Genomic DNA, 24,969 nt, shown 5'->3' on the forward strand with positions numbered 1-24,969 from the left:
GATCGATGTAACAGATGGCGGGCGACGGCGTGAGGGCGACGGCGGCGCGGGCGCGGGCGCGATGTCGCCGAGCGCGGGTATCGTGGCAGCCGTGACGACGCCGATCCCGACCCCGTACGAAGACCTTCTGCGTGACGTGCTCGAGCACGGCACCCACAAGGACGACCGCACCGGCACCGGCACGACGAGTGCGTTCGGCCGTCAGATCCGGTTCGACCTCTCGCAGGGCTTCCCCCTCATCACGACCAAGCGCGTGCACTTCAAGTCGATCGCGTACGAGCTGCTGTGGTTCCTGCGCGGCGAGTCCAACGTGGCGTGGCTGCAGGAGAACGGCGTCACCATCTGGGACGAATGGGCGGATGCCTCGGGCGAGCTGGGCCCCGTCTACGGTGTGCAATGGCGGTCGTGGCCGACTCCGTCGGGCGAGCACATCGATCAGATCGCGCTCGTGATCGACCAGATCCGCGCGAACCCGGATTCCCGCCGCTTGATCGTGTCGGCGTGGAACCCGGCCGACATCCCCGACATGGCGCTGGCCCCCTGCCACGCGATGTTCCAGTTCTACGTGGCCGACGGCAAGCTCTCGTGCCAGCTGTACCAGCGCAGCGCCGACCTCTTCCTCGGCGTGCCCTTCAACATCGCGTCGTACGCGCTGCTGACGCTCATGGTCGCGCAGCAGGCGGGGCTCGAGCCCGGCGACTTCGTGTGGACCGGCGGCGACTGTCACATCTACGACAACCACGTCGAGCAGGTGCGCGAGCAGCTCACCCGCGAGCCGTACCCGTACCCCACGCTGCGCATCGCGCGGATGCCCGAGTCGATCTTCGATTACCGCTACGACGACTTCGTGCTCGAGGACTACCAGCACCACCCCGCGATCCGCGGGGCGGTCGCGGTATGACGGCTCCGATCGGCCTGATCTGGGCCGAGGCGCACGGCGGGGTGATCGGCGCCGACGGCGGGATGCCATGGCACGTGCCGGAAGACCTCGCCCACTTCAAGGCGCTCACCCTCGGCGCGCCGGTGGTCATGGGCCGCCGCACGTGGGAGTCCTTCCCGGCGCGCTTCCGCCCGCTGCCCGCGCGGCGCAACATCGTGATCACCCGACAGGACGACTGGACGGATGCCGGCGCCGACCGCTGCGGATCGCTCGAGGCTGCGCTGGCTCTGGCAGACGACGGGCAGCCGGAACGCATCTGGGTGATCGGCGGCGGGCAGCTGTTCCGCGAAGCCATCGACCTCGCCGACCTCCTCGAGGTCACCGAGCTCGACGTCGCCGTCGAGGGGGACACCGTCGCGCCCGACCGAGCCGGGTGGGTCACGGTCACGACGGACCCGGTCGACGGCTGGCATACCTCCGGTTCCGGCATCCGTTACCGCTTCCTGCGACTGGTGCGACCGGCGCAGCGCAGCGCACACTGACGCGCCAATAGGCTGGCGCGCATGGCGAAGACGGCGCTCATCACCGGTGCGAGTTCGGGTCTCGGCGCGGAGTACGCGCGCCAGCTCGCGGCGAAGGGCGCGCATCTCGTGCTCGTCGCCCGCGACCGGCAGGCCCTCGAGCAGCTCGCCGTCCGGCTGCGGTCGACCTACGGGGTCGAGGTCGAGGTGCTCGGCGCCGACCTGCTCAAGCGCCGCCAGCGCGAGCGGGTCGAGGCGCGCGTGGCCGACGAGGCCCGGCCCGTCGAGATCCTCGTGAACAACGCGGGGTTCGGGCTGCCGCTGGCGTTCGAGCGCAACGACATCGAGGACGAGGTGCGCCACCTCGAACTGCACGTCGAGGTGCCCATGCGCCTGACGCACGCCGCGCTCGGCGCGATGCTCGCGCGAGGGCACGGGCGCATCATCAACGTCGCATCGGTCGCGGCGTTCATCCCGCGCTCCACCTACGGCGCCGGCAAGGGGTGGCTCGTGAGCTTCAGCCGGTGGGCGAACGGTCGCTACGGCCCGCGCGGAGTGACGGTGACCGCGGTGTGCCCCGGGTACACCCACACGAACTTCCACCAGCGCCTCGGACTGCCCCCGGGGCAGGAGGGCGTGCCCGACGGAATGTGGCTCGACGCCCGCGATGTCGTGGACGAGTCCCTGCGTGACGCCGCCCGCGGCAGAGCGGTGTCGATCCCCTCGCGGCGGTACAGGGTGCTCGTCGCCCTCGCGCGGTTCGCGCCCCCGTCGCTGGCCGCCCGTCTCGGAGAGCGCGGTCGCTGACCGCCCGGCCGCCGCACCTCCTTCCCGCTGCCCAGACACGGGTCCTTCCCGCTGCCGAAACACGGGTCCTTCCCGCTGCCGAAACACGGGTCGGTGACGACGACACGCCGGTGACGGATGCTGCGGCCCGGCGTGTTGTGTGATCAACCCGTGTTTCGGCGCCCGGGTCGGGCTCCACTGACCTCGGATGGACGGGGTCGAGGGGTTCCCAGCTCCCGCCGTCGACCCCCCAGCCTCTCCTGGCCGAAACACGGGTCGGTGACGACGACACGCCGGTGACGGATGCTGCGGCCCGGCGTGTTGTGTGATCAACCCGTGTTTCGGCGCCCGGGAGGCTGGCCTGGCGGCAGGCGGGGGTGAACCACCGGAGGTTCCTCCCCACATGGCTCATTCCCGAGGTTCTCCACCGACCGACCCCCCTCGGTCTGCGCGGCGAGAGGGTCGCGCAATCGTGAGGCATGAACGTCGAATCCGCCGTCACAGCCGTGGAGCTGCTGGGGGGTGTCGCGCGCACCCGCGACATCGTTCAGCAGAGTGTCCGGAAGAGTGACCTCGCTCGCGCACACGCCGAGGGCCTTCTCATGCGACCTCGGGTCGGCGTGTACGCCTTGCCTTCGACCCCACCAGCCATCGTGGAGGCGCTGAGCCATCGCGGACGGATCGCATGTGTGAGCGCAGGACGCGCCTACGGACTGTGGCTTCTCGACGACGGGGAGCAGGAGCCGGTCCACACCTGGATCGACCAGAAGCACCACGCGGTGCGGATAGCCCTTCACCCCGCGCCGGAAGAAGGCGCATGCTGCGCATTCCACTGCGACATCGCCGTCGACGATCCGACGTTGGCGTCCGTCGGCATCCTCCACTGTCTCCGGCAGATCCTCGGGTGCCGGGGCGATGAGGCGTTCTTCGCGGCGCTCGAGTCAGCACTGCGGCAGGGCATGCTCGATGATGCCTCCCGGGAGCGGCTGAAGCTCACCCTCCCCGCTGCATCGCGCTGGCTCGTCGACTTCGCGCGCTCCGACGCCGACAGCGGGCTCGAATCCCTCGTTCGGCTCCGGCTCCGCACGCACGGGCTCGCGCTGACCCCGCAGGTCGCCGTTCCGGGAGTCGGAGTGGTCGACTTCGTCATCGGCGACTGCCTGATCGTCGAGGCCGACGGCGACACTCACGACGGGCCGTCCCGGCATCGTGACCGCGTACGCGACGCCGTGGCGATGGCGCTCGGCTTCGTCACGCTTCGCTTCGACTACGCGCTCATCGTCCACGACTGGGAGGCCGTCGAAGCCGCGATCCTGGCCGCGGTCTCCCGGAACCTGCACCGGAGCCCGGCCGGCCTGACGTGGCGACCACGAGCCGTCTCCGCCCGTCGCGGCACGCAGCATCCGTCCCCTGCTTCCGTCCGAATGCCGAAGGACGGGTGAGTCATCCGGACACGCCGGTGACGGATGCTGCGACCCGGCGTGTTGCGTGACCGACCCGTCTTTCGGCGAATGGGTGGCGGAGGTGGGGCGGGCGTCACCGGGCGCGCCGGGGCGCGGCATCCCGATAACCTGAGTGCATGACGCATACGGGCAATCCCTTCGGACAGGTGCTCGTCGCGCTCGTCACCCCCATGACGGCCGACGGCGAGGTCGACTGGCCCGCTGTCGAGAAGCACATCGATGACGTCATCACCGCGGGGGCCGACGGCATCGTCGTCACCGGCACCACGGGCGAGACGTCGACCCTCACCGATGCGGAGAAGATCCGCCTCGTCGAGGTCGGAAAGGATGTCGCCGCCGGCCGCGCCAAGATCATCACGGGCGGCGGGTCGAACGAGACCGCGCACGCGATCGAGCTCTACAAGGCCAGCGAGAAGGTCGGCGCCGACGGCATCATGATCGTCACGCCGTACTACAACAAGCCCACGCAGGCGGGCATCCTCACGCACTTCCGCCTGGTCGCCGACGCGACCGATCTGCCGGTGATCCTGTACGACATCCCGGGCCGCACCGGCGTGCCGATCCGCTACGAAACGATCCTGCGCCTCGCCAAGCACCCGAACATCCTCGCCATCAAGGACGCCAAGGGCGACTTCAGCGAGGTGAGCCGCGTGCTCAACCAGACCGACCTGATGTACTTCTCGGGCGACGACGCCAACGTGCTGCCGCACCTCGCGATCGGCGCGACCGGCCTCATCGGCGTCACCGCGAACATCGCGGCCCAGCCGTACCGCGCCATCGTCGACGCCGTGAACACCGGCGACCTGAAGACCGCGACCGCCGCGCACCAGCAGCTCGAGCCGCTCGTGCGCGCCGTGATGACGCACGTGCCCGGCACGGTGTCGACGAAGTACATCCTCCACGGCCTCGGCCGCATCGGCAGCCCGCGCGTGCGGCTGCCACTGGTCGGACCGGAGGAGTGGGAGGCCGCCAAGATCGAGGACGAGCTCGCTCTCGTGAGCCATGTTCCCGGCGCCGACTTCTCGAACTTCCGCCCCGACCGCAACGCCGCCGCCGGCGGCGCACTGCCGAAGGTCTCGGGCACCACGAGATGACGAATCGCGCCGTCGCCGAACGGGTGACGGCGCGCAGATGACGGGTGTGCCAGCGCCCGGAGGAGGCTTCGCAATGCCCACCACCCCGTACGACCCGCCCGAGCTCGAGGCAGGAACCCTGCGGGTCATCCCGCTCGGCGGCCTCGGTGAGGTCGGCCGCAACATGACCGTATTCGAGTACGGGGGCAAGCTTCTCGTCGTCGACTGCGGCGTGCTGTTCCCCGAGGAGCACCAGCCGGGCGTCGACCTGATCCTCCCCGACTTCGAGCCGCTCAAGAAGCGGCTCGACGACATCGTCGGCGTCGTGCTCACGCACGGTCACGAAGACCACATCGGCGCGGTGCCCTATCTGCTTAAGCTCAAGAGCGACATCCCGATCATCGGATCCGGCCTGACGCTCGCGCTCACCGAGGCGAAGCTCAAAGAGCATCGCATCAAGCCCTACAGCCTGACGGTCGCAGAGGGCCAGAGCGAGAACCTCGGGCCCTTCGAGCTCGAGTTCGTCGCGGTGAACCACTCGATCCCCGACGCTCTCGCCGTCGCGATCCGCACTCCCGCCGGTCTCGTGCTCGCGACCGGCGACTTCAAGATGGACCAGCTGCCGCTCGACGGCCGGCTGACGGACCTCCGTGCGTTCTCGCGGCTGGGGGAGGAGGGCGTCGACCTCTTCCTCGTCGACTCCACCAACGCCGACGTGCCGGGCTTCACCCCCCTCGAGCGCTCGATCGGTCCGGTGCTCGACCAGGTGATCGGAAAGGCCCCGCGGCGAGTCATCGTCGCGAGCTTCTCGAGCCATGTCCACCGCGTGCAGCAGGTGCTGGACGCCGCGGCAGCACACGGGCGCCGCGTGGCCCTCCTCGGCCGCAGCATGCTCCGCAACATGACGATCGCCGAGGACCTGGGCTACCTGCATGTGCCCGAGGGTGTGCTCATCGACTACAAGAAGGCGCGCGACCTGCCCGACGACCAGATCGTCTACATGTCGACGGGCTCGCAGGGCGAGCCGATGGCCGTGCTCAGTCGGATGGCGAACCTCGACCACGCGATCGAGCCCGGTCCTGGCGACACCGTCATCCTGGCGTCGAGCCTCATCCCGGGCAACGAGAACGCGGTCTACCGCGTGATCGACGGGCTGACGAAACTGGGCGCGAACGTGGTGCATAAGGGCAACGCCAAGGTGCATGTGTCGGGCCACGCCGCCGCCGGCGAGCTGCTCTACTGCTACAACATCCTGAAGCCGAAGAACGTGCTCCCGGTGCACGGCGAGTACCGCCACCTGATGGCGAACGCGCGTCTCGCGCAGGACACCGGCATCGAGCCCGAGCGCACGATCCTCGCCGAGAACGGCACGGTGATCGACCTCAAGGGCGGCGTCGCGCACATCGTCGGCCAGCTCGACCTCGGCTTCGTCTACGTCGACGGATCGACCGTCGGGGAGATCACGGATGCCGACCTCAAGGACCGCCGCATCCTCGGCGAAGAGGGATTCATCTCGGTGATCGTCGTCGTGGACGCCTCGACCGGAAATGTCATCTCCGGCCCCGAGGTGCACGCGCGCGGCTTCGCCGAGGACGACGCCGTGTTCGAGGACGTCAAGCCGAAGATCGCCGCCGCGCTCGCCGAGGCCGCCAAGTCCGGCGTCCGCGACTCGCACGCGCTGTCGCAGGTGGTGCGCCGCACGATCGGCCGCTGGGTCAACCAGTCGCTGCGCCGCCGGCCGATGATCGTGCCCCTCGTCATCGAGGCGTAACACGCGGGCCGTACGATCGGCGTCGTGGCCTCCTCGTTCCGCATCCGCCCCGCCGTGTCGGCGGACGGCGCCTTCCTCGGTGACATGGTCGTCGAGGCGGCCAACTGGCGCCAGGGCGGCGCGCGGCCCCGTCACGAGGTGCTCGGCGGCGCCGACCACCGGCGCTACGTGGCCGGCTGGATGCGGCCGGGCGACGCCGGCTTCGTGGCCGAGGACACCAACCGCGAGTCGGTCGGCGCCGCCTGGTACCGGATGCTGCCGCGGGACGACCCGGGTTTCGGCTACGTCGGCACCGGGGTTCCCGAGCTCATCATCGGCGTCCGCCCGATCTGGCGTGCCCACGGCGTCGGCCGGGCGCTTCTGCAGCGGCTGTGCGAGCATGCGGGAGCGCAGGGCTTCGCGCGCATCAGCCTGAGCGTCGAGCGCGGGAACTTCGCGTCGACGCTGTACCGCAGCGAGGGCTTCGCGGTCACGCAGAGCGGATCGGGCCGCGACACCATGGTCAAGCGCCTGCGCTGACGGATCCATCCTCCGGCCTGCGATCTGCCCGACGCGCCCGGCCCGCGATCGCGCGGCGGCGTGGTTACGGGGAAATGTCGGGGTGTCGGCCTACCGTGGGGGAATGGCCAGGAGCTCAAGCCCGACCAGCCGGTCGCGCGCGTCTTCGAGCGCGTCGACGAACGCGCGTTCAAGCGCGTCCTCGTCGGCGCGCAAGCCCGCGGCCGCGAAGCCGGCACCTGCACCCAAGCGCTACGTCGATCAACCCGAGCGCCCGCCCGTCGTCGTGCGGGCGTGGATGGGCCTCGCGCACGCCATCGGCGGCCTCTTCCGCGCGTTCGGTCCCGAGGCGCTCGAGAAGGACCAGCGCCGCGACGGCTTCCCCTTCCTCCTCGTGCTGCTCGCGATCGCCGGCGCCGTGAACGAGTGGTTCTTCATCGGCAACGAGGTCGCCAAGACCATCAGCGCGTACACCGTGGGCGGCCTCATCGGCCGCGAGGCGTTCGTGCTCCCCGTCCTGCTGCTCATGCTCGCGGGCTGGATGTTCCGGCATCCGTCGTCGGTGCACGACAACGGCCGCGTCGGCATCGGCTTCGGCCTGCTCGTCCTCACGATCGCGGGATTCTGCCACGTCGCCGGCGGTCGGCCTCAGCCGAACCAGGGGCTTCCCGCGTTGAGCGAGGCGGGCGGGCTGTTCGGCTGGATGCTCGGCGAGCCGCTCGCGCTCGTGCTCACCGACGTCGGCGCGTACATCGTGCTCTCGCTCCTGGCGGTGCTCAGCATCCTGATCATCACGAAGACGCCCCCGAACCGCATCGGCCGCCGCCTGGGCGAGCTGTACGCCTGGATGTTCGGCGCTGAGCTCCGGGAAGAGAAGACGACGGCGGATGCGGCGGCCGCGGCCGGTGCGGACGACGAGGGCGACTCCTCGCTGCCGTTCTGGCGCCGCAACAAGACGGGGCGCGAGAAGGATCCGGAGGGCGGGCTCGGCTCGCAGGACCTCACCGAGCTGCTGCCGGCGGGCTCATCGCAGGGCGGCTTCGAGCAGGCCATCGCCCCCGTCGCGCCGGCGCCGGCACCGCCGGCGGACGCGCTCACCGAGGTCATCGACGCTGCGGTGCTGTCGGCGGCGAAGGCGACGGCGTCGTCGCGCACATCGCTGCGCGACGACGCCGAGGTCATCGAAGACGACGGGACGCTTCCCGGGCTCGACGGCATCGGCTCCGTCGCGACGGTCGACTCGCCGTCCGTGCCGTACCGGCTGCCCTCGGTCAACTCGCTCGCCGCAGGCTCGCCCCACGTGGCGCGCTCGCAGGCCAACGACGACACCGTGCGGGCCATCACGAGCGTGCTGGACCAGTTCTCCGTCGACGCGCGCGTGACGGGCTTCTCCCGGGGGCCCACCGTGACGCAGTACGAGATCGAGCTCGGCCCCGGCGTCAAGGTCGAGCGCATCACCGCGCTCACCAACAACATCGCCTACGCGGTGGCTTCGAACGAGGTGCGCATCCTCGCCCCCATCCCCGGCAAGAGCGCGATCGGCGTCGAGATCCCGAACACGGATCGCGAGATCGTGACGCTCGGCGACGTGCTGCGCTCGCAGACCGCGACCAGCCAGACGCACCCCATGACGATCGGCGTCGGCAAGGACGTCGGCGGCGGCTACGTCGTGGCGAACCTCGCGAAGATGCCCCACCTCCTCGTCGCCGGCTCCACAGGCTCGGGCAAGTCCAGTTTCGTGAACTCGATGATCACGAGCCTCTTGATGCGGGCGAAGCCCGCGGACGTCCGCATGGTGCTCATCGACCCGAAGCGCGTGGAGCTCACGTCGTACGCCGGGGTGCCGCACCTCATCACGCCCATCATCACGAACCCGAAGAAGGCCGCAGAGGCGCTGCAGTGGGTCGTGAAGGAGATGGACATGCGATACGACGACCTCGCATCGTTCGGCTTCCGCCACATCGACGACTTCAACAAGGCCGTCGTCGCGGGCGAGATCACGCTGCCTCCGGGCAGCGAGCGGGTGCTCAAGCCGTATCCGTACCTGCTCGTCGTCGTCGACGAGCTCGCCGACCTCATGATGGTGGCGCCTCGCGACGTCGAGGACTCGATCGTGCGCATCACTCAGCTCGCGCGCGCCTCGGGCATCCACCTCGTGCTCGCGACCCAGCGGCCTTCGGTCGACGTCGTCACGGGTCTCATCAAGGCCAACGTGCCGTCGCGCCTGGCGTTCGCCGTGACGAGCGTCACCGACTCTCGCGTCATCCTCGATCAGCCCGGCGCCGACCGCCTGATCGGTCAGGGCGACGGCCTCTTCCTGCCGATGGGTGCCTCGAAGGCGCTTCGCGTGCAGGGTGCGTGGGTGAGCGAGAAGGAGATCGAAGAGGTCGTCAAGCACGTCACGCACCAGGCGCGGCCGGAGTACCGCGCCGATGTGGCGGCGGTGGCCGAGAAGAAGGAGATCGACGCCGACATCGGAGACGACCTCGAGCTGCTGCTCGCGGCGGCCGAGCTCGTCGTGTCGAGTCAGTTCGGCTCGACGTCGATGCTCCAGCGCAAGCTGCGCGTCGGCTTCGCGAAGGCCGGCCGCCTCATGGACCTCCTCGAATCTCGCGAGATCGTCGGCCCGTCCGAGGGGTCGAAGGCCCGCGACGTGTTGGTGACGGTCGAGCAGCTGCCGTCGGTGCTCGCGCGCCTGCGCGGTGAGGATGTGCCCGACGTGGCGCCCGCCGCTCCGGCGGCGCCCGCCGCGGCTGCGGAAGATCGCTACGGGACGGATGCCGTGGCCTCGCAGTACGACGGCTACCCCGTCGTCGAGAGCGACGACGACGGCTCCGAGGACGCCTGGGGTCTCACGGGTCGCGACTGACCCACGGCGTGGGACCGCTACGGCCGCCCCGGGACGAGGGCGCCGATAGGCTCGGGCCATGGCGATCCCCCGGCAACTGCCCAACGCGATCACGATCGTGCGCATCCTGTGCGCACCGGTCTTCCTGTGGATGCTCCTGGCCGATGGGGGAGCGGACGGGGCCCTCCGGTGGTGGGCCGCGGTGCTGTTCATCGTGGCGATCGCGACCGACGGGATCGACGGTTATCTCGCCCGCAAGCACGAGATCGTCACCGACCTGGGCAAGCTCCTCGACCCGATCGCCGACAAGGTTCTCACCGGCTTCGCCTTCATCGGGCTGTCGATCCTGGGCGAGCTTCCGTGGTGGATCACGATCGTCGTCCTCATCCGCGAGATCGGCATCACCGTCTACCGGTTCGTGGTGGTGAGCGACCACGTGCTGGCGGCCGCCTGGATGGGCAAGCTCAAGACGCTCGCCCAGGCGCTTGCGCTCTCGTTGGCCCTGCTGCCGTTGTGGACCGTCGTCGGCGACGGGATCTTCTGGGTCAACGGCGTGCTCATGACCATCGCGGTGATCCTCACGATCGCGAGCGGCATCGACTACATCGTGACCGAGGTGCGCGCCGCCCGCGCGAAGCGGCGCGACGCGTGAAGGACGAGGCGTCGAACGCAACGGATGCCGCAGCCGCCGTGCTGCGGGCGCTTCACGTCCGCGGTTGGTCGATCGCGGCCGCGGAGTCGCTGACCGGCGGTCGCGTGACGGCTGCACTCGTCGACGTTCCCGGCGCCTCTGCATCCGTGCGGGGCGGGATCGTCGCATACGCCACCGACCTCAAGACCACGGCCCTCGGTGTGGAGGCGGACCTGCTCGCCGCGCGCGGAGCCGTCGATCCCACGGTCGCGGAGCAGATGGCCCACGGCGTGCGCCGCGTGCTCCGCGCGGATGTCGGCCTGGCGACCACCGGCGTCGCCGGACCCGATCCCCAGGACGGCCGTCCCGTCGGCATGGTCTACATCGCCGTGGCGACACCCGAGACGACGGTGGTCTCGCAACTGGCGCTGACGGGCTCGCGCGACGACATCCGCGCCATGACGGTGCAGAAAGTGCTGGAGCTGACGCGCACGCTGCTGTGAGGCAGGCGTCGTGCGTGACATCGGGTCCGGGAACAGATGGTGTTTCGTCTCGGTTACATTCGGAGATTCCCACCCATTGCCCAGTCCACGGGATTAGATTGACATCATCCGGTGCTGTACTGTTGGCCACCCGGACGACGGTGGAATCAGAAGTGAGGAGGGGCCCTGATGATCCTGGTACGTCAAGAGATCGGCGAAGTGCTTCGTGATTTCCGCCAGCAGAAGGGGCGCACCCTCCGCCAGGTGGCCAGCCGCGCAAGTGTCGCGCTGGGCTACCTGAGCGAGGTGGAGCGCGGCCAGAAGGAGGCCTCGAGCGAGATCCTCGCGTCGGTGGCCGAGGCGCTCGATGTTCCGATCTCGATCATCATGCGCGAGGTCGGCGACCGCATCTCGGTCCTCGAGGGCCTGCAGACCTTCCCCGACGTGGTCCCCGACGACCTCGTGGCGTCGGTCGACGCCGAGCTGTCGCTGCGCTGATCGCGCCGCTTTCTCCGTATGCGTCGCAGTGAGTTCAACCGTGCGGTGAGCGACGAGTTCGGTCCGCGCGCGAACGCCGTCGTGAACGATCTGTACCTGTCGAAGGTGAGCGGTCGCACGGCCGCCGAGGCGATCGAAGCCGGCGTCGATCCGCGCGAGGTGTGGATCGCGCTGTGCGAGGAGCTGGACGTTCCCGCTGAGCGGCGCTACGGCGTCGGACGACTAGAGCCGCGTCACCGCTGACGGCGGGCGCACGCGTTGCGTGGCCGTGGTCCCGGCGTGTCATCGAAGAAGTGTTCGAGACCCGCGTAGGCTCCTGCACAGCAGGTGTCGAGAGCGTGTTTTCCACGTAGGGGGATGGAGCGAAGGCCGATGTCGGAGCCCCTCCCTAACGTGAACAGCGTCGAACGACACCTCACGCCTTGTCGCAGCATCCGTCCCACCGGGGTGGAGCGCGACAGCCTACAGGCGACGGAACGCGAGCATAGAGGAGCACGTCATGCCATCACCCGTTGACCGCGAGAAGGCCCTGGAATCGGCCCTCGCCCAGATCGACCGGCAGTTCGGGAAGGGCTCGGTGATGCGGCTCGGCAGCGACGAGCGCGCTCCCGTCGAGGTCGTGCCCACCGGCTCGATCGCCCTCGATGTCGCGCTCGGCATCGGCGGTCTCCCGCGCGGCCGCATCATCGAGATCTACGGACCGGAGTCGTCAGGTAAGACGACGCTGACCCTGCACGCGATCGCCAACGCGCAGCGCGCCGGGGGCATCGCGGCATTCATCGATGCGGAGCACGCGCTCGACCCCGACTACGCACAGAAGCTCGGCGTCGACATCGACGCGCTGCTCGTCTCGCAGCCCGACACGGGTGAGCAGGCGCTCGAGATCGCCGACATGCTCGTGCGCTCCGGCGCGATCGACCTCATCGTGATCGACTCCGTCGCCGCCCTCGTGCCCAAGGCCGAGATCGAAGGCGAGATGGGCGACTCGCACGTCGGTCTGCAGGCGCGCCTCATGTCCCAGGCGCTGCGCAAGCTCACCGGTGGCCTCAACCAGACCAACACCACGATGATCTTCATCAACCAGCTGCGCGAGAAGATCGGCGTGTTCTTCGGCTCGCCCGAGACCACCGCCGGCGGTAAGGCGCTCAAGTTCTACGCGTCGGTGCGCCTCGACATCCGTCGCATCGAGACCCTCAAGGACGGCACCGAGGCGGTCGGAAACCGCACGCGCGTCAAGGTCGTCAAGAACAAGATGGCGCCGCCGTTCAAGCAGGCCGAGTTCGACATCCTGTACGGCGTCGGCATCTCTCGCGAGGGCAGCCTCATCGACTTCGGGGTCGAGCACGGCATCGTCAAGAAGTCCGGCGCCTGGTACACCTACGAGGGCGAGCAGCTCGGGCAGGGCAAGGAGAACGCCCGCAACTTCCTCCTCAAGAACGCGGATGTCGCGGCCGAGATCGAGACGAAGATCAAGACGAAGCTCGGCATCGGCGTGCCCAAGGCCACGGGCGAGGTCGCGGACGAGCTGGCGGCGCGCCGCCCGGCCTGATGGTCCGTTTCGTCGACAGCGGGGGAGAGGAGTCCGGCTTCGAGAACGACGCCGGGCTCGCCCCCGTGACCTCGCTCTTCGGCGACCGGAGCGCGAGGGCGTATCCGAGAACCGCGGCCGACGTGCGCCAGCAGCTGGAAGACCGCATTCCCGAGAGGCGGACCACCTCCGACTCCTGGGGCGCACCTGCCTCGGCGCCGTCGGCGCCTGCTGCGGCTGAACGGCGGACTGAATGGGACGACGCTCGGGGCGGACGCCGCGAGCCTGAGCGGGATGCCCGCCCTATCGACCTCGAAACCGAGCGGGCCGGCAGAACCCGCTCCGGCGGGCGCCGAGGGAGCGGACGGGACGGCGCCGACTCGGCCGGCTCAGCCGATGCGGCCGAGCTCGGCCTGCTGAAGAAGCTGCGGGCGCGTCAGCTCTCCGTCTCGGAGTCGAAGACGTACCTCGGCCAGTTCGAACTCGGCAGCGAGGGTGTCGAGGCGATCCTCCACACCTTCCTCGCGCGCGGCTACCTCGATGACGCCCGGCTCGCGGAGCAGCTCGTGCACGCCGGCATCGACCGCAAGGGTCAGGGACGCCAGGCGATCTCGCAAAGCCTCGCGAAGCGGGGCGTGCCGCGCGACATCGCCGATGCGGCGCTCGCGAAGCTGCCCGACGACGACGCCGACCGCGCTCTCGAGTTCGCGCGATCCAAGGCGGGCTCCATGCGCGGGCTCGAGCGGGACGTCGCCCTTCGCCGGCTCGCCGGCCAGCTCGCACGCCGCGGCTACGGCGGGTCGGCGGCCCTCAACGCCGCGCGGCAGGCGCTGGACGAATCGATGCGTCCCTCAGGACGCGTGAGGTTCGACTGATCCACGCGCAGCCTCCGCGCATCCTGGCGGCTCGTAGAATGGCGGTACCATGTCTTCCCCTTCCGCCACCCCGACTCTCATCGCGTCCTCCGCGGCCGCGCACGATGTCGACGGGCGTGCGCGCACGTACGAGGTGCGCACGTTCGGCTGCCAGATGAACGTGCACGACTCTGAGCGCCTCTCCGGTTCGCTCGAGAGCGCCGGCTACGTCCGCGCCGAGGCGGGCGAGGAGGCAGACGTCGTCGTCATCAACACCTGCGCCGTGCGCGACAACGCGGCCGGCAAGCTCTACGGCACGCTCGGCCATCTCAAGTCCCGCAAGGACAAGCACGAGGGAATGCAGATCGCCGTCGGCGGTTGCCTCGCTCAGATGGACAAGGACGTCGTCCAGCAGAAGGCGCCGTGGGTGGATGTCGTCTTCGGCACCCACAACATGGGGTCCCTGCCTGGCCTTCTCGAACGTGCGCGTCACAACGGCGACGCCGAGCTCGAGATCCTCGAGGCTCTCGAGATCTTCCCCTCGACGCTGCCCACCAAGCGCGACAGCGTCTACAGCGGCTGGGTCTCGATCTCGGTCGGCTGCAACAACACCTGCACGTTCTGCATCGTGCCGAGCCTGCGTGGCAAGGAGAAGGACCGCCGTCCCGGCGACATCCTGAACGAGATCCGGCTCCTCGTCGACGACGGCGCCATGGAGGTCACGCTCCTCGGCCAGAACGTCAACTCGTACGGCGTCGAGTTCGGCGACCGTCAGGCGTTCGGCAAGCTGCTGCGCGCCGCCGGTGAGATCGAGGGCCTCGAGCGCATCCGCTTCACGAGCCCGCACCCCGCCGCGTTCACCGACGACGTCATCGATGCGATGGCCGAGACCCGGGCCGTCATGCCGCAGCTCCACATGCCGCTGCAGTCGGGCAGCGACCGCATCCTCAAGGCGATGCGCCGGTCGTACCGCAGCGAGAGGTTCCTCGGCATCCTCGATCGCGTCCGCGAGAAGATGCCCGACGCGGCGATCTCGACCGACATCATCGTCGGCTTCCCCGGCGAGACGGACGAGGACTTCGAAGACACCATGCGGGTCGTCGAGCAGGCGCGGTTCGCGAGCGCCTTCACGTTCCAGTACTCGATCCGCGAGGGCACCCCGGCGGCGACCATGTCCGACCAAGTGCCCAAGGAGATCGTTCAGGAGCGCTACGAACGTCTCGTCGCGCTGCAGGAGCGCATCTCGCTGGAGGAGAACCAGAAGCAGCTCGGGCGCGAGCTGCAGGTGCTCGTCTCGACGGGTGAGGGCAAGAAAGACGCCGAGACCCACCGTCTCACCGGCCGCGCCGAAGACAACCGGCTCGTGCACTTCGAGGTGCCTGCAGGGTGCGACAAGCCGCGCCCCGGAGACGTCGTCTCCGTCGTCGTGACGCACGCCGCTCCGTTCCACCTGCTCGCCGACGCCACCGACGGCGCGCCGCTGCGCATCCGTCGCACACGCTCCGGCGACGCCTGGGATCGCTCGCAGGCGGAGTCGTGCGGCATCCCGGCGCCTGCGGGGGAGTCCGGCGCGCCGCGCGCGGTCTCGCTGGGTCTGCCGACGCTGCGCATCGGCGTCTGATCCGTCCGTGAGCACCACCGTCGACGGTGCTCCGACCCCGAGCCTGTGGGCCGTGGTCGGCGCGACGGGGACGGGCAAGACCGCGCTCTCGCTCGAGCTCGCCGAAGCTTTCGCGGCGCGTGGCCGCCCGGCCGAGATCGTGAATGCGGACGCCATGCAGCTCTACCGCGGCATGGATATCGGCACCGCGAAGCTTCCCGAGGCCGCGAGACGCGGCATCCGTCATCACCTCTTCGACGTGCTCGATGTCACCGACGACGCTGCGGTCGCCTGGTATCAAGGCGCAGCGCGTACCGCGATCCGTGAGATCCACGGCCGCGGCGCCGACGCCGTGCTGGTCGGCGGCTCGGGGCTGTACGTGTCGAGCGTGCTCTTCGACTTCCGCTTCCCGCCACGGGACGAGGAGCTCCGTGCCCGGCTCGAGGCGGAGCTCGACGCGCACGGCCCCGGAGCCCTCTACGCCCGCCTGCGCGAGCTGGATGCCGCCACGGCCGCCAAGGTCGACCCGCGCAACGGGCGCCGCATCGTGCGTGCCCTCGAGGTGCTCGAACTCGGTGAACGCACACACGGCGCGACACTGCCCGACGAACCCGTGGTCTGGCACGGCGACACGCGCATCATCGGGGTCGCGGTGCCGCGCGATCGACTCGTGGTCCGCCTCGACGCGCGCGTGGAGGCGATGTGGCGGGACGGGCTTCTCGACGAGGTGCGGGCACTGCGCGAGCGCGGCCTCGAGCGCGGCGTGACCGCGCGCCGCGCCATCGGCTACGCGCAGGCGCTCGCGCAGCTGACCGGCGAGATGACCGAGGCCGAGGCGATCGCCGAGACGCAGGCCCTGACGCGCCGCTACGCGCGGCGCCAGGTGTCGTGGTTCAAGCGGTATGACGATCTTCGTTGGGTGGATCCGGCAACGGATGCTGCGGCCCTGGCAGACTCGTGGTCATGAGCATCTCGATCCGGGCCTTCGACCTCCCCGACACCGAGGCCGTCGTCTCGCTATGGCAGCAGACCGGGCTCACGCGGCCGTGGAACAACCCGTACCAGGACATCCGCCGCAAGCTCTCCGTGCAGCCGGAGCTCTTCCTGGTCGCCGTCGACGACCGGACGATCGTCGGCACGGTCATGGCGGGCTACGACGGCCACCGCGGCTGGCTCTACTACCTCGCGAGCGCCCCCGAACGGCGTGGCGAGGGGATCGCGCGCAAGCTGGTCGCCGAAGCGGAGGAGCTTCTCACCGAGATGGGCTGCCCGAAGGTGCAGCTGATGGTGCGACCCGAGAACGGAATCGCCCAGGGGTTCTACGACGCGCTCGGCTACGAGCCGTTCGAGACGTGGAACACCGGCAAGCGCCTCATCGCCGACTGACGGGAAGCTGGGCGGCGTCCGCGTGCGGCGCTGCGGCGTCGACGCGGTCTTGCGCGTAGAGCGCCCAGAGGCGTGCGCGCACACGCCGGGCGACGCTCCGCGTGCCGCGCCGGTCCGGGCCGAGGTCGGGCGGCAGCGGTGCGGGGGTCAGCGCGATGCGCGCCCGCTCCGCGTCGTCGAGCGGGTGGTGCAGTTCGACATACTCACCGCCGGGCAGCCGCACGATGCGGCCCGTCTCGTAGCCGTGGTCCAGAAGTTCGCGGTCCTTGCGCTGCAGGCCCAGACAGACGCGTCGCGCGACGGAGAACGCGATGAAGGGTCCGATGACGAGGGCGGACTGCAGCGACAGGATCACGTGTTCGATGCTCATGCTGAAGGCGCGCGCGATGACATCGGCGCCGCCTGCCGCCCACAGCGCGCCGACGAACACGAGGCCGGCCACGCCGATCCCAGTGCGCGTGGGCGCGACCCGCGGCCGATCGAGGACGTCGTGCTCGCGGCGGTCGTCGGTCACCCACGCCTCGAGGAACGGGTAGGTCGCGACGACCGCGAAGAAGGCGCCGACGACGGCCAGCGGTGCCAGGATCGCGAGGGTCCACGTCCGACCGAGCCACACGACCTCCCACCCGGGCGGCACCAGTCGCAGCGCGCCGTCGAGGAAGCCGGTGTACCAGTCGGGCTGGCTGCCCGCGCCGGCATTGCCCGGATCCGCGGGACCGTAGAGCCAGATCGGGCTCACCGTCACAGTGGCCGCCATGAGCACGAGCAGGGCGGTCACGACGAGGAACAGTCCTCCTGAGCGGGCGGCTGCCGTGGGGATGAGCGGCACTCCGTCGCGCGCCGCACCGTGACCGCCCGGGAATCGCGGGGCGCCGTGCCGCCAAGACGCGACGGCCCGCAGGGCGACGAACAGCAGGAGCGCCCCGGGCAGAACCGCGGTGTGGAGCGGATAGAGGTTCTCGATGATGCGTCCCGGGAACGACCCGCCGAAGAGCACCGTCTTGAGCATGGTGCCGACGACCGGCATACCGAGCATGATGCCTTCGACGATGCGCAGGCCGGTTCCCGAGAGCATGTCGTCGGGGAGGGCGTAGCCGCTCCACCCCGTCGCGAGCACGGCGATGAACGCGAGCAGCAGCAGCACCCACATGCCGCGGCGCGGCCGGCGGAATCCGCCGGTGAAGAAGGTCGCCACCAGCTGCAGGACGATGGACGCGGGAAGCAGGAGCCCCGCCCAGTGGTGCGACTGCCGGAGCAGCTTCCCGCCGGGCACGTCGAACGTGACGTGCATCGTCGATGCGAACGCCTCGGAGACCTCGGCACCGTAGAGCGGCGCAGAGGACCCCGCGTAGGTGGTGGGCGCGCCCGAGGGCGTGTAGAAGAACATGAGCATCACGCCCGTCAGCGTCACCACGACGAGCGCTGCGGCGGACACCACCCCGAAGAGACTCGTCCAGTGGGCAGCAGCACGACGCCGCCGCAGCCCGGCCCAGACATCATCGATGCGATGGCCGAACAGGGTGGTCCGCGCGATCCGGTCGGCCAGCCGGTCGGTCGCTGAGCGCCTCCGACCTCTCCCGCCGTGGTGCGGATCCGTCTCGATCTCGCTGCCGTGCACGCCGCCTCCTCATGTCGCTCTCACCCATAGGACACCGGCAGGCGGCAGAGTGTGACAGCGCCTGTCGCCGACGGTGTCGCGCCTGGCCGGCGCCTCCGATCGCGCCCGTAGACTGGTGCGATGCCGCAGACGATCGCGTTCACCAAGGGCCACGGCACCGGCAACGACTTCGTGATCGTTCCCGACCCCGATGGAACGCTCGACCTCAGCGACGACCAGGTCGCGGTGCTGTGCGACCGGCGCTTCGGCATCGGCGGCGACGGCATCCTGCGTGTGGTGCGTGCGAGTGCGATCGACGAGGGCAGAGAGCTGCTGGCAGCATCCACACCTTCATCGGGCACCGTGGAATGGTTCATGGACTACCGCAACGCCGACGGTTCGAAGGCGGAGATGTGCGGCAACGGCGTGCGGGTCTTCGTGCGCTACCTCGTCGATGTCGGCTGGGCCGATCTCGACGGCGCGCCCCTCAACGTCGGCACGCGCGCCGGCGTCAAGACGGTCACCCGAAGCGACCGCGGGTACGAGGTCGACCTCGGCCCGTTCGTCGTCGACGACTCCGGTGTGCTCGTCCGCACGCGCGGCGGAGGCGCACCGAGGCCGGGGGTCGGGATCGATGTGGGCAACCCGCATGTCGTCGTGGCGCTGCCCGACGACGCGGAGCTCGAGGGGCTCGACCTCGCCGCGCAGCCGCTGCTCCAGCCTGAGCCGCCCCACGGCGCGAACGTCGAGTTCGTGGTGCCGAGCGACCCGCTCGTACACGAGGGCGTCGGCTCGATCCGCATGCGCGTGTTCGAGCGCGGCGTCGGCGAGACGCTCAGCTGCGGGACCGGCGTCGCCGCTGCGGCGCTCGCGGTGCGCCACTGGGCCGGCCCCGCGGCACCGGACCACTGGGTCGTCGAGGTGCCGGGCGGCACGCTGGGCGTGCGGATGCCCGAGGTCGACGGTGAGCGGCACGTGCTGCTGTCGGGCCCCGCGACCCTCGTCTACACGGGCGAGGTCACGCTCGCGTAGCGGGTGTCAGAGCGCGGGCAGGTCGATCGGCTCGCTCGGCGGCGAGCCGTGACGGCGAACCTTGAGTACGCGGAAGCCGCGAGCGGTCGCGGCGCGGTGCACGCTGAAGCGCCGGTCGAGCGTCGCGGCGAGCCACCGCTGCAGCGAGTCGGACCCGAGATTGCGCTGCACCACGAGCCACGCGTCCGCCCGCTCGTCGAGCCGGGGAAGCCAGCGTTCGAGCAGACCATGCAGCTCGTTCTTGCCCACGCGGATCGGTGGATTCGACCGGATCGTGCGGAACACGATGTCGTCGGGAACATCGTCGGGCAGCGAGGCGTTCACGTTCGTGAGCCCGAGTGCCGAAGCGTTACGACGCACCAGGTCGAGCGCTCGTTCGTTCACGTCGACGGCCCAGACCGTCGCGTGAGGCGCATCGAGCGCAAGGCTGAGCGCGATCGGCCCCCACCCGCACCCGAGGTCGAGGAAGCTCCCGCCCGCCGGAGGCGGGGGAGTGTTCGACAGCAGCACCGCGGTTCCCGAGTCCACGTGATCGGGGCTGAAAACGCCCCCGGCGGTCGTGACCTCGAGATCGCGACCGGCGAGTGTGACCCGGATGCGGCGCAGATTCTCGGGGCTGGCGGGCGTCGCACTGAAATAGTGGTCACTCCCCATGACGGATGAGCCTAGCGGAGGCGCCCGGCATGGCGGGAAGCTAGAATTCACGGATGCCGCGAACCGGCCGATGAGCGGCGGAAAACGGCATCCCCGGCAATGAGCGAAGGAACACATGACGGATACCACGACACCCCAGAGCACCGACGAGACGCCGGTCGACCCGGTGGATCGCGTGCTGGCGCGCGCCGAAGCGCGCTCGGGGGTGCACGTCTTCGGAGCCGCTCAGGCGCTCCAGGACGAGGCCACGATCGGGCGTGCCGACACCGACGGCGAGCAGTGGGATCGCGAGGAGCGCGCGGCGCTCCGGCGCGTCCCAGGGCTCTCCACCGAGCTCGAGGATGTCACCGAGGTCGAGTACCGGCAGCTGCGGCTCGAGAACGTCGTCCTCGTCGGCGTGCACGCGCAGGGCGCGACCGAGGACGCCGAGAACTCGCTGCGCGAGCTCTCCGCACTGGCCGAGACCGCCGGTGCCGTCGTGCTCGACGGCGTGCTGCAGCGGCGCCCGCACCCCGACCCCGCGACCTACGTGGGCCGTGGCAAGGCGGAGGAGCTGCGCGACATCGTCGTCGCGGTCGGAGCCGACACCGTGATCGCCGACACCGAACTCGCGCCCAGCCAGCGGCGCGCGCTCGAGGACGTCGTCAAGGTCAAGGTGATCGACCGCACGACGGTGATCCTCGACATCTTCAGCCAGCACGCGAAGAGCCGCGAAGGCAAGGCCCAGGTCGAGCTCGCACAACTCGAGTACCTGCTGCCGCGCCTGCGCGGCTGGGGTGACTCGATGAGCCGTCAGGCCGGTGGCCAGGTGGGTGCGGGCGGCGCCGGCATGGGTTCGCGTGGTCCCGGTGAGACGAAGATCGAGCTCGATCGTCGCCGCATCCGCACGCGCATGGCGCAGCTGCGCAAGCAGATCCGCGACTTCGCGCCGGCGCGCGACGCCAAGCGCGCCGAGCGCAAGCGCAACACGATCCCGTCGGTCGCGATCGCGGGCTACACGAACGCCGGCAAGTCGTCGCTGCTCAATCGCCTCACCAGTGCGGGCGTGCTCGTCGAGAATGCGCTGTTCGCGACGCTGGACGCCACCGTACGGCGCACCGAGACCGGCGACGGCCGCATCTACACGCTCACCGACACCGTCGGGTTCGTGCGGAACCTGCCGCACCAGCTGGTGGAGGCCTTCCGCTCGACGCTCGAAGAAGTCGGCGACGCCGACGTCATCGTGCACGTCGTCGACGGCTCGCATCCTGACCCGGCTGCCCAGCTGGCGACGGTGCGCGACGTGATCGGTGACGTGGGGGCGCGCGACATCCCCGAGATCATCGTCTTCAACAAGGCCGACCTGATCGATGACGATGCCCGTCTGCTGCTGCGTGGACTCGAGCCGAAGGCCGTCTTCGCGTCGTCCCGCACGGGCGAGGGGATCGACGAACTCCGGGCGCTCATCGAGGAGACACTGCCGCTGCCGGCTGTCGAGGTTCGGGCACTGGTGCCCTACGACCGCGGCGACCTGGTGTCGGCGATCCACGAACAGGGCATGATCCTGTCGCAGGAGCACGAGGAGGGCGGCACCGCCGTGCATGTCCGCGTCGGCGAGCACCTCGCTGCGCGACTCGCTCCCTTCACCGTCTGAGATCCGCAAGCCGTCGCTCGAGCCGCTACGCGAGCTCGAGCGGCGGCACGCCCGGGGTCTCGAAGCCGAACACCTGGCCGAGGAACGCGAGCTCGGCCTCCATCGTCCGCACGAGTGTCGTTGCGCTACGGAACCCGTGCCCTTCGCCCTCGAACGCGAGGTAGGCGTGCGCGACGCCGTTCGCCGCGAGGGCGTCCCGCACCGCCTCGGACTGCGATGGCGGCACGACGAGGTCGTCCAGCCCCTGTTCGATGAGCAGCGGCGTCTTGAGCCGATCGAGGTGGGTCAACGGCGACCGCTCGACGTACAGCGCCTCCGCCTCGGGGAGCGGCCCCACCATGCCGTCGAGGTAGCGGGCCTCGAAGTCGTGCGTGTCCTCGGCGAGCGTGCGGAGGTCCGCGACACCGTAGCGGCTGATGCCTGCGCCGAAGACGTCGGAGTTGGTCAGCGCGCACAGCACCGTCCAGCCGCCCGCCGAGCCGCCTGCGATCGCGAGCCGGCGCCCGTCGGCCGCGGCGGCGTCCGCCAGCCCGCGCGCGGCGGCGACGACGTCGTCGACGTCGACGATTCCCCACTGCCCGAGCAGGCGCTCGCGGTAGGCGCGGCCGTAGCCGCTCGAGCCTCCGTAGTTGACGTCGAGCACGCCGATGCCGCGGCTGGTCAGGTAGGCGATCTTCCCGGATGCGGCGCCCCCGACGTGATCGGTCGGCCCCCCGTGGACGAACACGACGTAGGGGGGCCTCTCGCCGTCGCGGCCCACGACGCCGGGACTCGTCGGCGGATAGTCGAAGGCGTGCACGGGTCCGTGGGGACCGGGCACGGTGACCGCGCGGGAGCGCGGCATCCACTCGGCTGCCCACGGTGACCCGCCGCCGACGAGGAGCCGCGTCGCCGCGGGGTCTTCAACATCGATCTCCCACAGCCCGGCGCCGCCGGAGCCGGCGCCCGAGACCAGCACGCGCGTGCCGCGGGCGTCTTCGATCGACAGGCGCGTGACCGCGTCGACAGGCAGCGTGCGGCATCCACCGGCGGTGTCGAGCACCACGAGCTCGTCGGATCCGTTCGTCTGCACCGCGACGATGCGCCCGTCGCCGAGCAGGGAGAACCATCGTGTGCCGAGCACCCACAGCGGCCCGCCGGTGTCGGCGTCCGCCGCAGCGACCGGCTCGCGTCGGAGGTCGGCGGTGAGCCGCAACCGCCACAGGTTCCAGCGACCGGTGGGATCGTCGGCGTAGACCAGGTCGTCATCGTCGATCCACGCGGGCTGCAGCGGCGAGGAGCCGCCGCCCGCGACGGTGGTCCACTCCGGGCCGTCGCCGCCCTCGAGCCGGCCGATGCGGAGCTCCGCGCGGTCCCAGGCCATGTGCGGGTGATCCCATGCGATCCACGCGAGACGCGTGCCGTCGGGCGACAGCGCGGGGTGGGCGACGAAGTCGCTGCCGCCGGCGAGAGGGATCAGGCGCGCAGCATCCGTTGCCGTGCCGTCCAGGGGGATGCGCACGATGTCGCGAACCGGCACGGCGGTGCCGCGGGTGTGGTCCTCGCGCACCGCGAGCAGACGGCCCTGCTGAAGCGTCAGGCCGCCGAAGCGGACGTGACCGGCGTCCGGCGTGAGCGGGCGCGGCTCACTGCCCGGGTCGAGTCGCCACACGCGCTGGTCCGACTTCTCGACGAAGTACAGCACGCCGTCGTCGTCGGCCGTCCACGCGCCGCCACCGTACTCGTGCACGCGCGATCGCGCGCTCCATGGTGCGGGGAGCACGTCGACGACGGCTCCCGATGCTGACTTCCGGCGCACTGCGGAGCGGCCCCCCTCTTCGGGCACCGACTCGCCCCACCACACCTCCGGGTCGTCCGCGCCGACGAAACGCGCGCCCTCGAGGCGCGGCGAGGCCGCGGATACGTCGACGGCCGAGATCGGGGATGGCCAGCTGCCGTAGGGGAGCACGTCGGGTGTCGTCACGCACACCACGCTACGACGAAGCCGGCTGTCGGCGCGATGACACAGAACGTCACAGGCGGCGCACGGGGCGCCCGGCTCCGCTACCGTGGAGCCATCGTCGCCCGGTCGTCCTCACGGACGCCCCGAACCTCGGGGCACCGGGCAGGTGCGACAGCCGAGCCCGGCACCCGCCCGCATTGACACCCCTTCCGCCGTCCGGTGGAGGTGAGGTGCCGCGGCCGCCCGGGCCCCCCGTTCGGCTCAGCCCTGTCCGCCGATCCCTGAGAAGCAGGCCATGTCGATCGACCTGAGCATTCCTCCCGTGCCGATCTCCTTCGAGGTGTACCCGCCGCGCTCCGACGCGGGCGTCGCCGCCCTCCACGAGACGATCCGCCACCTGGCATCGGTCGATCCGAGGTTCATCTCGGTGACCTACGGCGCCGGCGGCTCCACCGGCGGACGGTCGCTCGAGCTTCTGACCCACATCCTGCGCGAGACCCATGTCGAGCCGCTCGCACACCTCACCTGCGTCGGGAACACCTACGCCGGCGCGAACGCCCTGATCCGGGAGTTCCTGGACGCCGGGATCACCAGCTTCCTCGCACTCCGCGGCGACCCGCCCGCCGGTGTGTCGGAAGACGACGTCTTCCTCGGCGACCTCGACAGCGCGGCGCAGCTCGTGCAGCTCATCGACCGGGTCCAGGCGGAGCGGGAGCCCTACAGCGAGGCGCCGATCCCCGGTGTGCCGGGTGCCGTGCGACTCGCGGAGCGTCCCAGGGTGGACATCGCCGTGGCCGCGTTCCCCAACGGCCATCCGCGGTCGCGGCATCCGTTCGAAGACATCGACGCGCTGCTCGCGAAGCAGGCGGCTGGTGCCACGCTCGCGATCACGCAGCTCTTCTTCCACGCGGACGACTACCTCGCCTTCGTGCAGCGATCGCGCGAGGCCGGCGTCACGATCCCCATCCTCCCCGGCATCATGCCGATCACCTCGCCCACGCGACTGCGGCGCGTGCTCGAGCTGACAGGGGAGCAGCTGCCGGCAGACCTCGCGATCGCGCTCGAGATCGAGCCGACCGCGGAGGGGCAGCGGGTGGTCGGCGTCGCGCACGCGGCACGCCTCTCCCGCGAGGTCGTGGACGGCGGCGCCCCCGGAGTCCACCTGTACGCCTTCAACAACCACGACACGGTTCTCGACGTGCTGCGTGAAGCCGGGGTGCTGGACCCGGCGACGCGAATGCCCGACGCGGTCCGCTGACGCGGACGCCGCGATCCGTCGGATGCCCGACGGG

23 protein-coding genes are annotated in these 24,969 nt (G+C 70.4%); 20 read left to right on the forward strand and 3 right to left on the reverse strand.

Annotation, left to right across the window (positions count from 1 at the left end; all coding sequences use genetic code 11):
• The first annotated feature begins 61 nt into the window (after positions 1–61).
• The 17 genes from MRBLWH3_RS10145 (at position 62) to MRBLWH3_RS10230 (ending at position 16,819) form a co-directional block, all read left to right on the forward strand.
• Complete coding sequence (locus MRBLWH3_RS10145; protein ID WP_363431298.1) at positions 62–901, forward strand: thymidylate synthase; 840 nt, start codon at positions 62–64, stop codon at positions 899–901.
• On the forward strand, positions 898–1,422 hold the full coding sequence (locus MRBLWH3_RS10150) for a dihydrofolate reductase (protein WP_363431301.1): 525 nt from the start codon (positions 898–900) through the stop codon (positions 1,420–1,422). The genes MRBLWH3_RS10145 and MRBLWH3_RS10150 overlap by 4 nt, the downstream gene beginning before the upstream one ends.
• Positions 1,423–1,443: 21 nt before the next feature.
• Positions 1,444–2,208 carry an SDR family NAD(P)-dependent oxidoreductase gene (locus MRBLWH3_RS10155; RefSeq protein ID WP_363431304.1) on the forward strand — a complete coding sequence of 255 codons (765 nt, stop codon included), beginning with the start codon at positions 1,444–1,446 and terminating at the stop codon, positions 2,206–2,208.
• A gap of 668 nt (positions 2,209–2,876) precedes the next feature.
• Entirely contained in the window at positions 2,877–3,629 is a 753-nt protein-coding gene (locus MRBLWH3_RS10165; protein ID WP_363435442.1) for an endonuclease domain-containing protein, read from the forward strand.
• A gap of 137 nt (positions 3,630–3,766) precedes the next feature.
• Positions 3,767–4,744, forward strand: a complete 978-nt coding sequence (gene dapA, locus MRBLWH3_RS10170; RefSeq protein ID WP_363431307.1) for a 4-hydroxy-tetrahydrodipicolinate synthase — start codon at positions 3,767–3,769, stop codon at positions 4,742–4,744.
• Between the two features lie 73 nt (positions 4,745–4,817).
• The gene (locus tag MRBLWH3_RS10175) at positions 4,818–6,494 is read left to right on the forward strand and encodes a ribonuclease J (RefSeq protein ID WP_363431309.1); all 1,677 of its coding nucleotides are present in this window, start codon (positions 4,818–4,820) and stop codon (positions 6,492–6,494) included.
• Positions 6,495–6,518: 24 nt separating this feature from the next.
• Positions 6,519–7,013, forward strand: a complete 495-nt coding sequence (locus MRBLWH3_RS10180) for a GNAT family N-acetyltransferase (RefSeq protein WP_363431311.1) — start codon at positions 6,519–6,521, stop codon at positions 7,011–7,013.
• Positions 7,014–7,116: 103 nt separating this feature from the next.
• Positions 7,117–9,861, forward strand: coding sequence for an FtsK/SpoIIIE family DNA translocase (locus MRBLWH3_RS10185; RefSeq protein WP_363431314.1), 2,745 nt, complete (start codon positions 7,117–7,119; stop codon positions 9,859–9,861).
• Between the two features lie 58 nt (positions 9,862–9,919).
• A complete protein-coding gene (gene pgsA / locus MRBLWH3_RS10190; RefSeq protein ID WP_363431316.1) occupies positions 9,920–10,492 on the forward strand; it encodes a CDP-diacylglycerol--glycerol-3-phosphate 3-phosphatidyltransferase in 573 nt (190 codons plus the stop codon).
• Positions 10,489–10,974 (forward strand): CinA family protein, encoded by a 486-nt coding sequence (locus MRBLWH3_RS10195; RefSeq protein ID WP_363431318.1) that lies wholly within the window; start codon positions 10,489–10,491, stop codon positions 10,972–10,974. Before pgsA ends, MRBLWH3_RS10195 begins: the two co-directional genes overlap by 4 nt.
• Positions 10,975–11,142: 168 nt before the next feature.
• Positions 11,143–11,451 carry a helix-turn-helix domain-containing protein gene (locus tag MRBLWH3_RS10200; RefSeq protein WP_018172206.1) on the forward strand — a complete coding sequence of 103 codons (309 nt, stop codon included), beginning with the start codon at positions 11,143–11,145 and terminating at the stop codon, positions 11,449–11,451.
• 18 nt (positions 11,452–11,469) lie between these two features.
• On the forward strand, positions 11,470–11,694 hold the full coding sequence (locus MRBLWH3_RS10205) for a DUF3046 domain-containing protein (protein WP_363431321.1): 225 nt from the start codon (positions 11,470–11,472) through the stop codon (positions 11,692–11,694).
• A 256-nt stretch (positions 11,695–11,950) separates the two neighbouring features.
• A complete protein-coding gene (gene recA, locus MRBLWH3_RS10210; protein ID WP_363431324.1) occupies positions 11,951–13,000 on the forward strand; it encodes a recombinase RecA in 1,050 nt (349 codons plus the stop codon).
• Positions 13,000–13,854 carry a regulatory protein RecX gene (locus MRBLWH3_RS10215; RefSeq protein ID WP_363431327.1) on the forward strand — a complete coding sequence of 285 codons (855 nt, stop codon included), beginning with the start codon at positions 13,000–13,002 and terminating at the stop codon, positions 13,852–13,854. Before recA ends, MRBLWH3_RS10215 begins: the two co-directional genes overlap by 1 nt.
• 49 nt (positions 13,855–13,903) lie before the next feature.
• Complete coding sequence (miaB, locus tag MRBLWH3_RS10220) at positions 13,904–15,454, forward strand: tRNA (N6-isopentenyl adenosine(37)-C2)-methylthiotransferase MiaB (protein ID WP_363431330.1); 1,551 nt, start codon at positions 13,904–13,906, stop codon at positions 15,452–15,454.
• Between the two features lie 7 nt (positions 15,455–15,461).
• Positions 15,462–16,400, forward strand: coding sequence for a tRNA (adenosine(37)-N6)-dimethylallyltransferase MiaA (gene miaA, locus MRBLWH3_RS10225; protein WP_363431333.1), 939 nt, complete (start codon positions 15,462–15,464; stop codon positions 16,398–16,400).
• Positions 16,397–16,819: a GNAT family acetyltransferase gene (locus MRBLWH3_RS10230; protein WP_363431336.1), complete on the forward strand. Its 423-nt coding sequence runs from the start codon at positions 16,397–16,399 to the stop codon at positions 16,817–16,819. Before miaA ends, MRBLWH3_RS10230 begins: the two co-directional genes overlap by 4 nt.
• Here MRBLWH3_RS10230 and MRBLWH3_RS10235 read toward each other — a convergent pair.
• Complete coding sequence (locus tag MRBLWH3_RS10235; protein ID WP_363431339.1) at positions 16,806–18,437, reverse strand: cytochrome b; 1,632 nt, start codon at positions 18,435–18,437, stop codon at positions 16,806–16,808. The genes MRBLWH3_RS10230 and MRBLWH3_RS10235 overlap by 14 nt on opposite strands.
• Before the next feature lie 120 nt (positions 18,438–18,557).
• On the opposite strand from MRBLWH3_RS10235, the gene dapF reads away from it, so the two are divergent.
• The gene (dapF, locus tag MRBLWH3_RS10240; protein WP_363431341.1) at positions 18,558–19,448 is read left to right on the forward strand and encodes a diaminopimelate epimerase; all 891 of its coding nucleotides are present in this window, start codon (positions 18,558–18,560) and stop codon (positions 19,446–19,448) included.
• 6 nt (positions 19,449–19,454) lie between these two features.
• Here dapF and MRBLWH3_RS10245 read toward each other — a convergent pair whose 3' ends face one another.
• Positions 19,455–20,102 (reverse strand): class I SAM-dependent methyltransferase, encoded by a 648-nt coding sequence (locus MRBLWH3_RS10245; protein ID WP_363431344.1) that lies wholly within the window; start codon positions 20,100–20,102, stop codon positions 19,455–19,457.
• 115 nt (positions 20,103–20,217) lie between these two features.
• Here MRBLWH3_RS10245 and hflX point away from each other — a divergent pair, with 115 nt between their 5' ends.
• Entirely contained in the window at positions 20,218–21,735 is a 1,518-nt protein-coding gene (gene hflX / locus MRBLWH3_RS10250; RefSeq protein ID WP_363431347.1) for a GTPase HflX, read from the forward strand.
• Positions 21,736–21,760: 25 nt separating this feature from the next.
• Here the strand turns inward: hflX and MRBLWH3_RS10255 are convergent, their stop codons facing one another.
• Positions 21,761–23,698, reverse strand: coding sequence for a S9 family peptidase (locus MRBLWH3_RS10255; RefSeq protein WP_363431350.1), 1,938 nt, complete (start codon positions 23,696–23,698; stop codon positions 21,761–21,763).
• A gap of 274 nt (positions 23,699–23,972) precedes the next feature.
• Here MRBLWH3_RS10255 and MRBLWH3_RS10260 point away from each other — a divergent pair, with 274 nt between their 5' ends.
• Positions 23,973–24,935, forward strand: coding sequence for a methylenetetrahydrofolate reductase (locus MRBLWH3_RS10260; RefSeq protein ID WP_363431352.1), 963 nt, complete (start codon positions 23,973–23,975; stop codon positions 24,933–24,935).
• Positions 24,936–24,969: the final 34 nt, after the last annotated feature.

This window comes from Microbacterium sp. LWH3-1.2, assembly GCF_040675855.1.
In the GTDB taxonomy this organism is placed as follows: domain Bacteria; phylum Actinomycetota; class Actinomycetes; order Actinomycetales; family Microbacteriaceae; genus Microbacterium.

What these genes read in the sequence shown, in the direction of transcription:
- MRBLWH3_RS10215 (WP_363431327.1), top strand. Translation starts at nt 13,000, where the DNA reads ATGGTCCGTTTCGTCGACAGCGGGGGAGAGGAGTCCGGCTTCGAGAAC.
- dapF (WP_363431341.1), top strand. Translation starts at nt 18,558, where the DNA reads ATGCCGCAGACGATCGCGTTCACCAAGGGCCACGGCACCGGCAACGAC.
- MRBLWH3_RS10185 (WP_363431314.1), top strand. Translation starts at nt 7,117, where the DNA reads ATGGCCAGGAGCTCAAGCCCGACCAGCCGGTCGCGCGCGTCTTCGAGC.
- MRBLWH3_RS10230 (WP_363431336.1), top strand. Translation starts at nt 16,397, where the DNA reads ATGAGCATCTCGATCCGGGCCTTCGACCTCCCCGACACCGAGGCCGTC.
- miaB (WP_363431330.1), top strand. Translation starts at nt 13,904, where the DNA reads ATGTCTTCCCCTTCCGCCACCCCGACTCTCATCGCGTCCTCCGCGGCC.
- pgsA (WP_363431316.1), top strand. Translation starts at nt 9,920, where the DNA reads ATGGCGATCCCCCGGCAACTGCCCAACGCGATCACGATCGTGCGCATC.
- MRBLWH3_RS10260 (WP_363431352.1), top strand. Translation starts at nt 23,973, where the DNA reads ATGTCGATCGACCTGAGCATTCCTCCCGTGCCGATCTCCTTCGAGGTG.
- MRBLWH3_RS10145 (WP_363431298.1), top strand. Translation starts at nt 62, where the DNA reads ATGTCGCCGAGCGCGGGTATCGTGGCAGCCGTGACGACGCCGATCCCG.
- MRBLWH3_RS10245 (WP_363431344.1), bottom strand. Translation starts at nt 20,102, where the DNA reads ATGGGGAGTGACCACTATTTCAGTGCGACGCCCGCCAGCCCCGAGAAT.
- MRBLWH3_RS10155 (WP_363431304.1), top strand. Translation starts at nt 1,444, where the DNA reads ATGGCGAAGACGGCGCTCATCACCGGTGCGAGTTCGGGTCTCGGCGCG.
- MRBLWH3_RS10175 (WP_363431309.1), top strand. Translation starts at nt 4,818, where the DNA reads ATGCCCACCACCCCGTACGACCCGCCCGAGCTCGAGGCAGGAACCCTG.
- MRBLWH3_RS10150 (WP_363431301.1), top strand. Translation starts at nt 898, where the DNA reads ATGACGGCTCCGATCGGCCTGATCTGGGCCGAGGCGCACGGCGGGGTG.
- hflX (WP_363431347.1), top strand. Translation starts at nt 20,218, where the DNA reads ATGACGGATACCACGACACCCCAGAGCACCGACGAGACGCCGGTCGAC.
- dapA (WP_363431307.1), top strand. Translation starts at nt 3,767, where the DNA reads ATGACGCATACGGGCAATCCCTTCGGACAGGTGCTCGTCGCGCTCGTC.
- MRBLWH3_RS10200 (WP_018172206.1), top strand. Translation starts at nt 11,143, where the DNA reads ATGATCCTGGTACGTCAAGAGATCGGCGAAGTGCTTCGTGATTTCCGC.
- recA (WP_363431324.1), top strand. Translation starts at nt 11,951, where the DNA reads ATGCCATCACCCGTTGACCGCGAGAAGGCCCTGGAATCGGCCCTCGCC.
- MRBLWH3_RS10205 (WP_363431321.1), top strand. Translation starts at nt 11,470, where the DNA reads ATGCGTCGCAGTGAGTTCAACCGTGCGGTGAGCGACGAGTTCGGTCCG.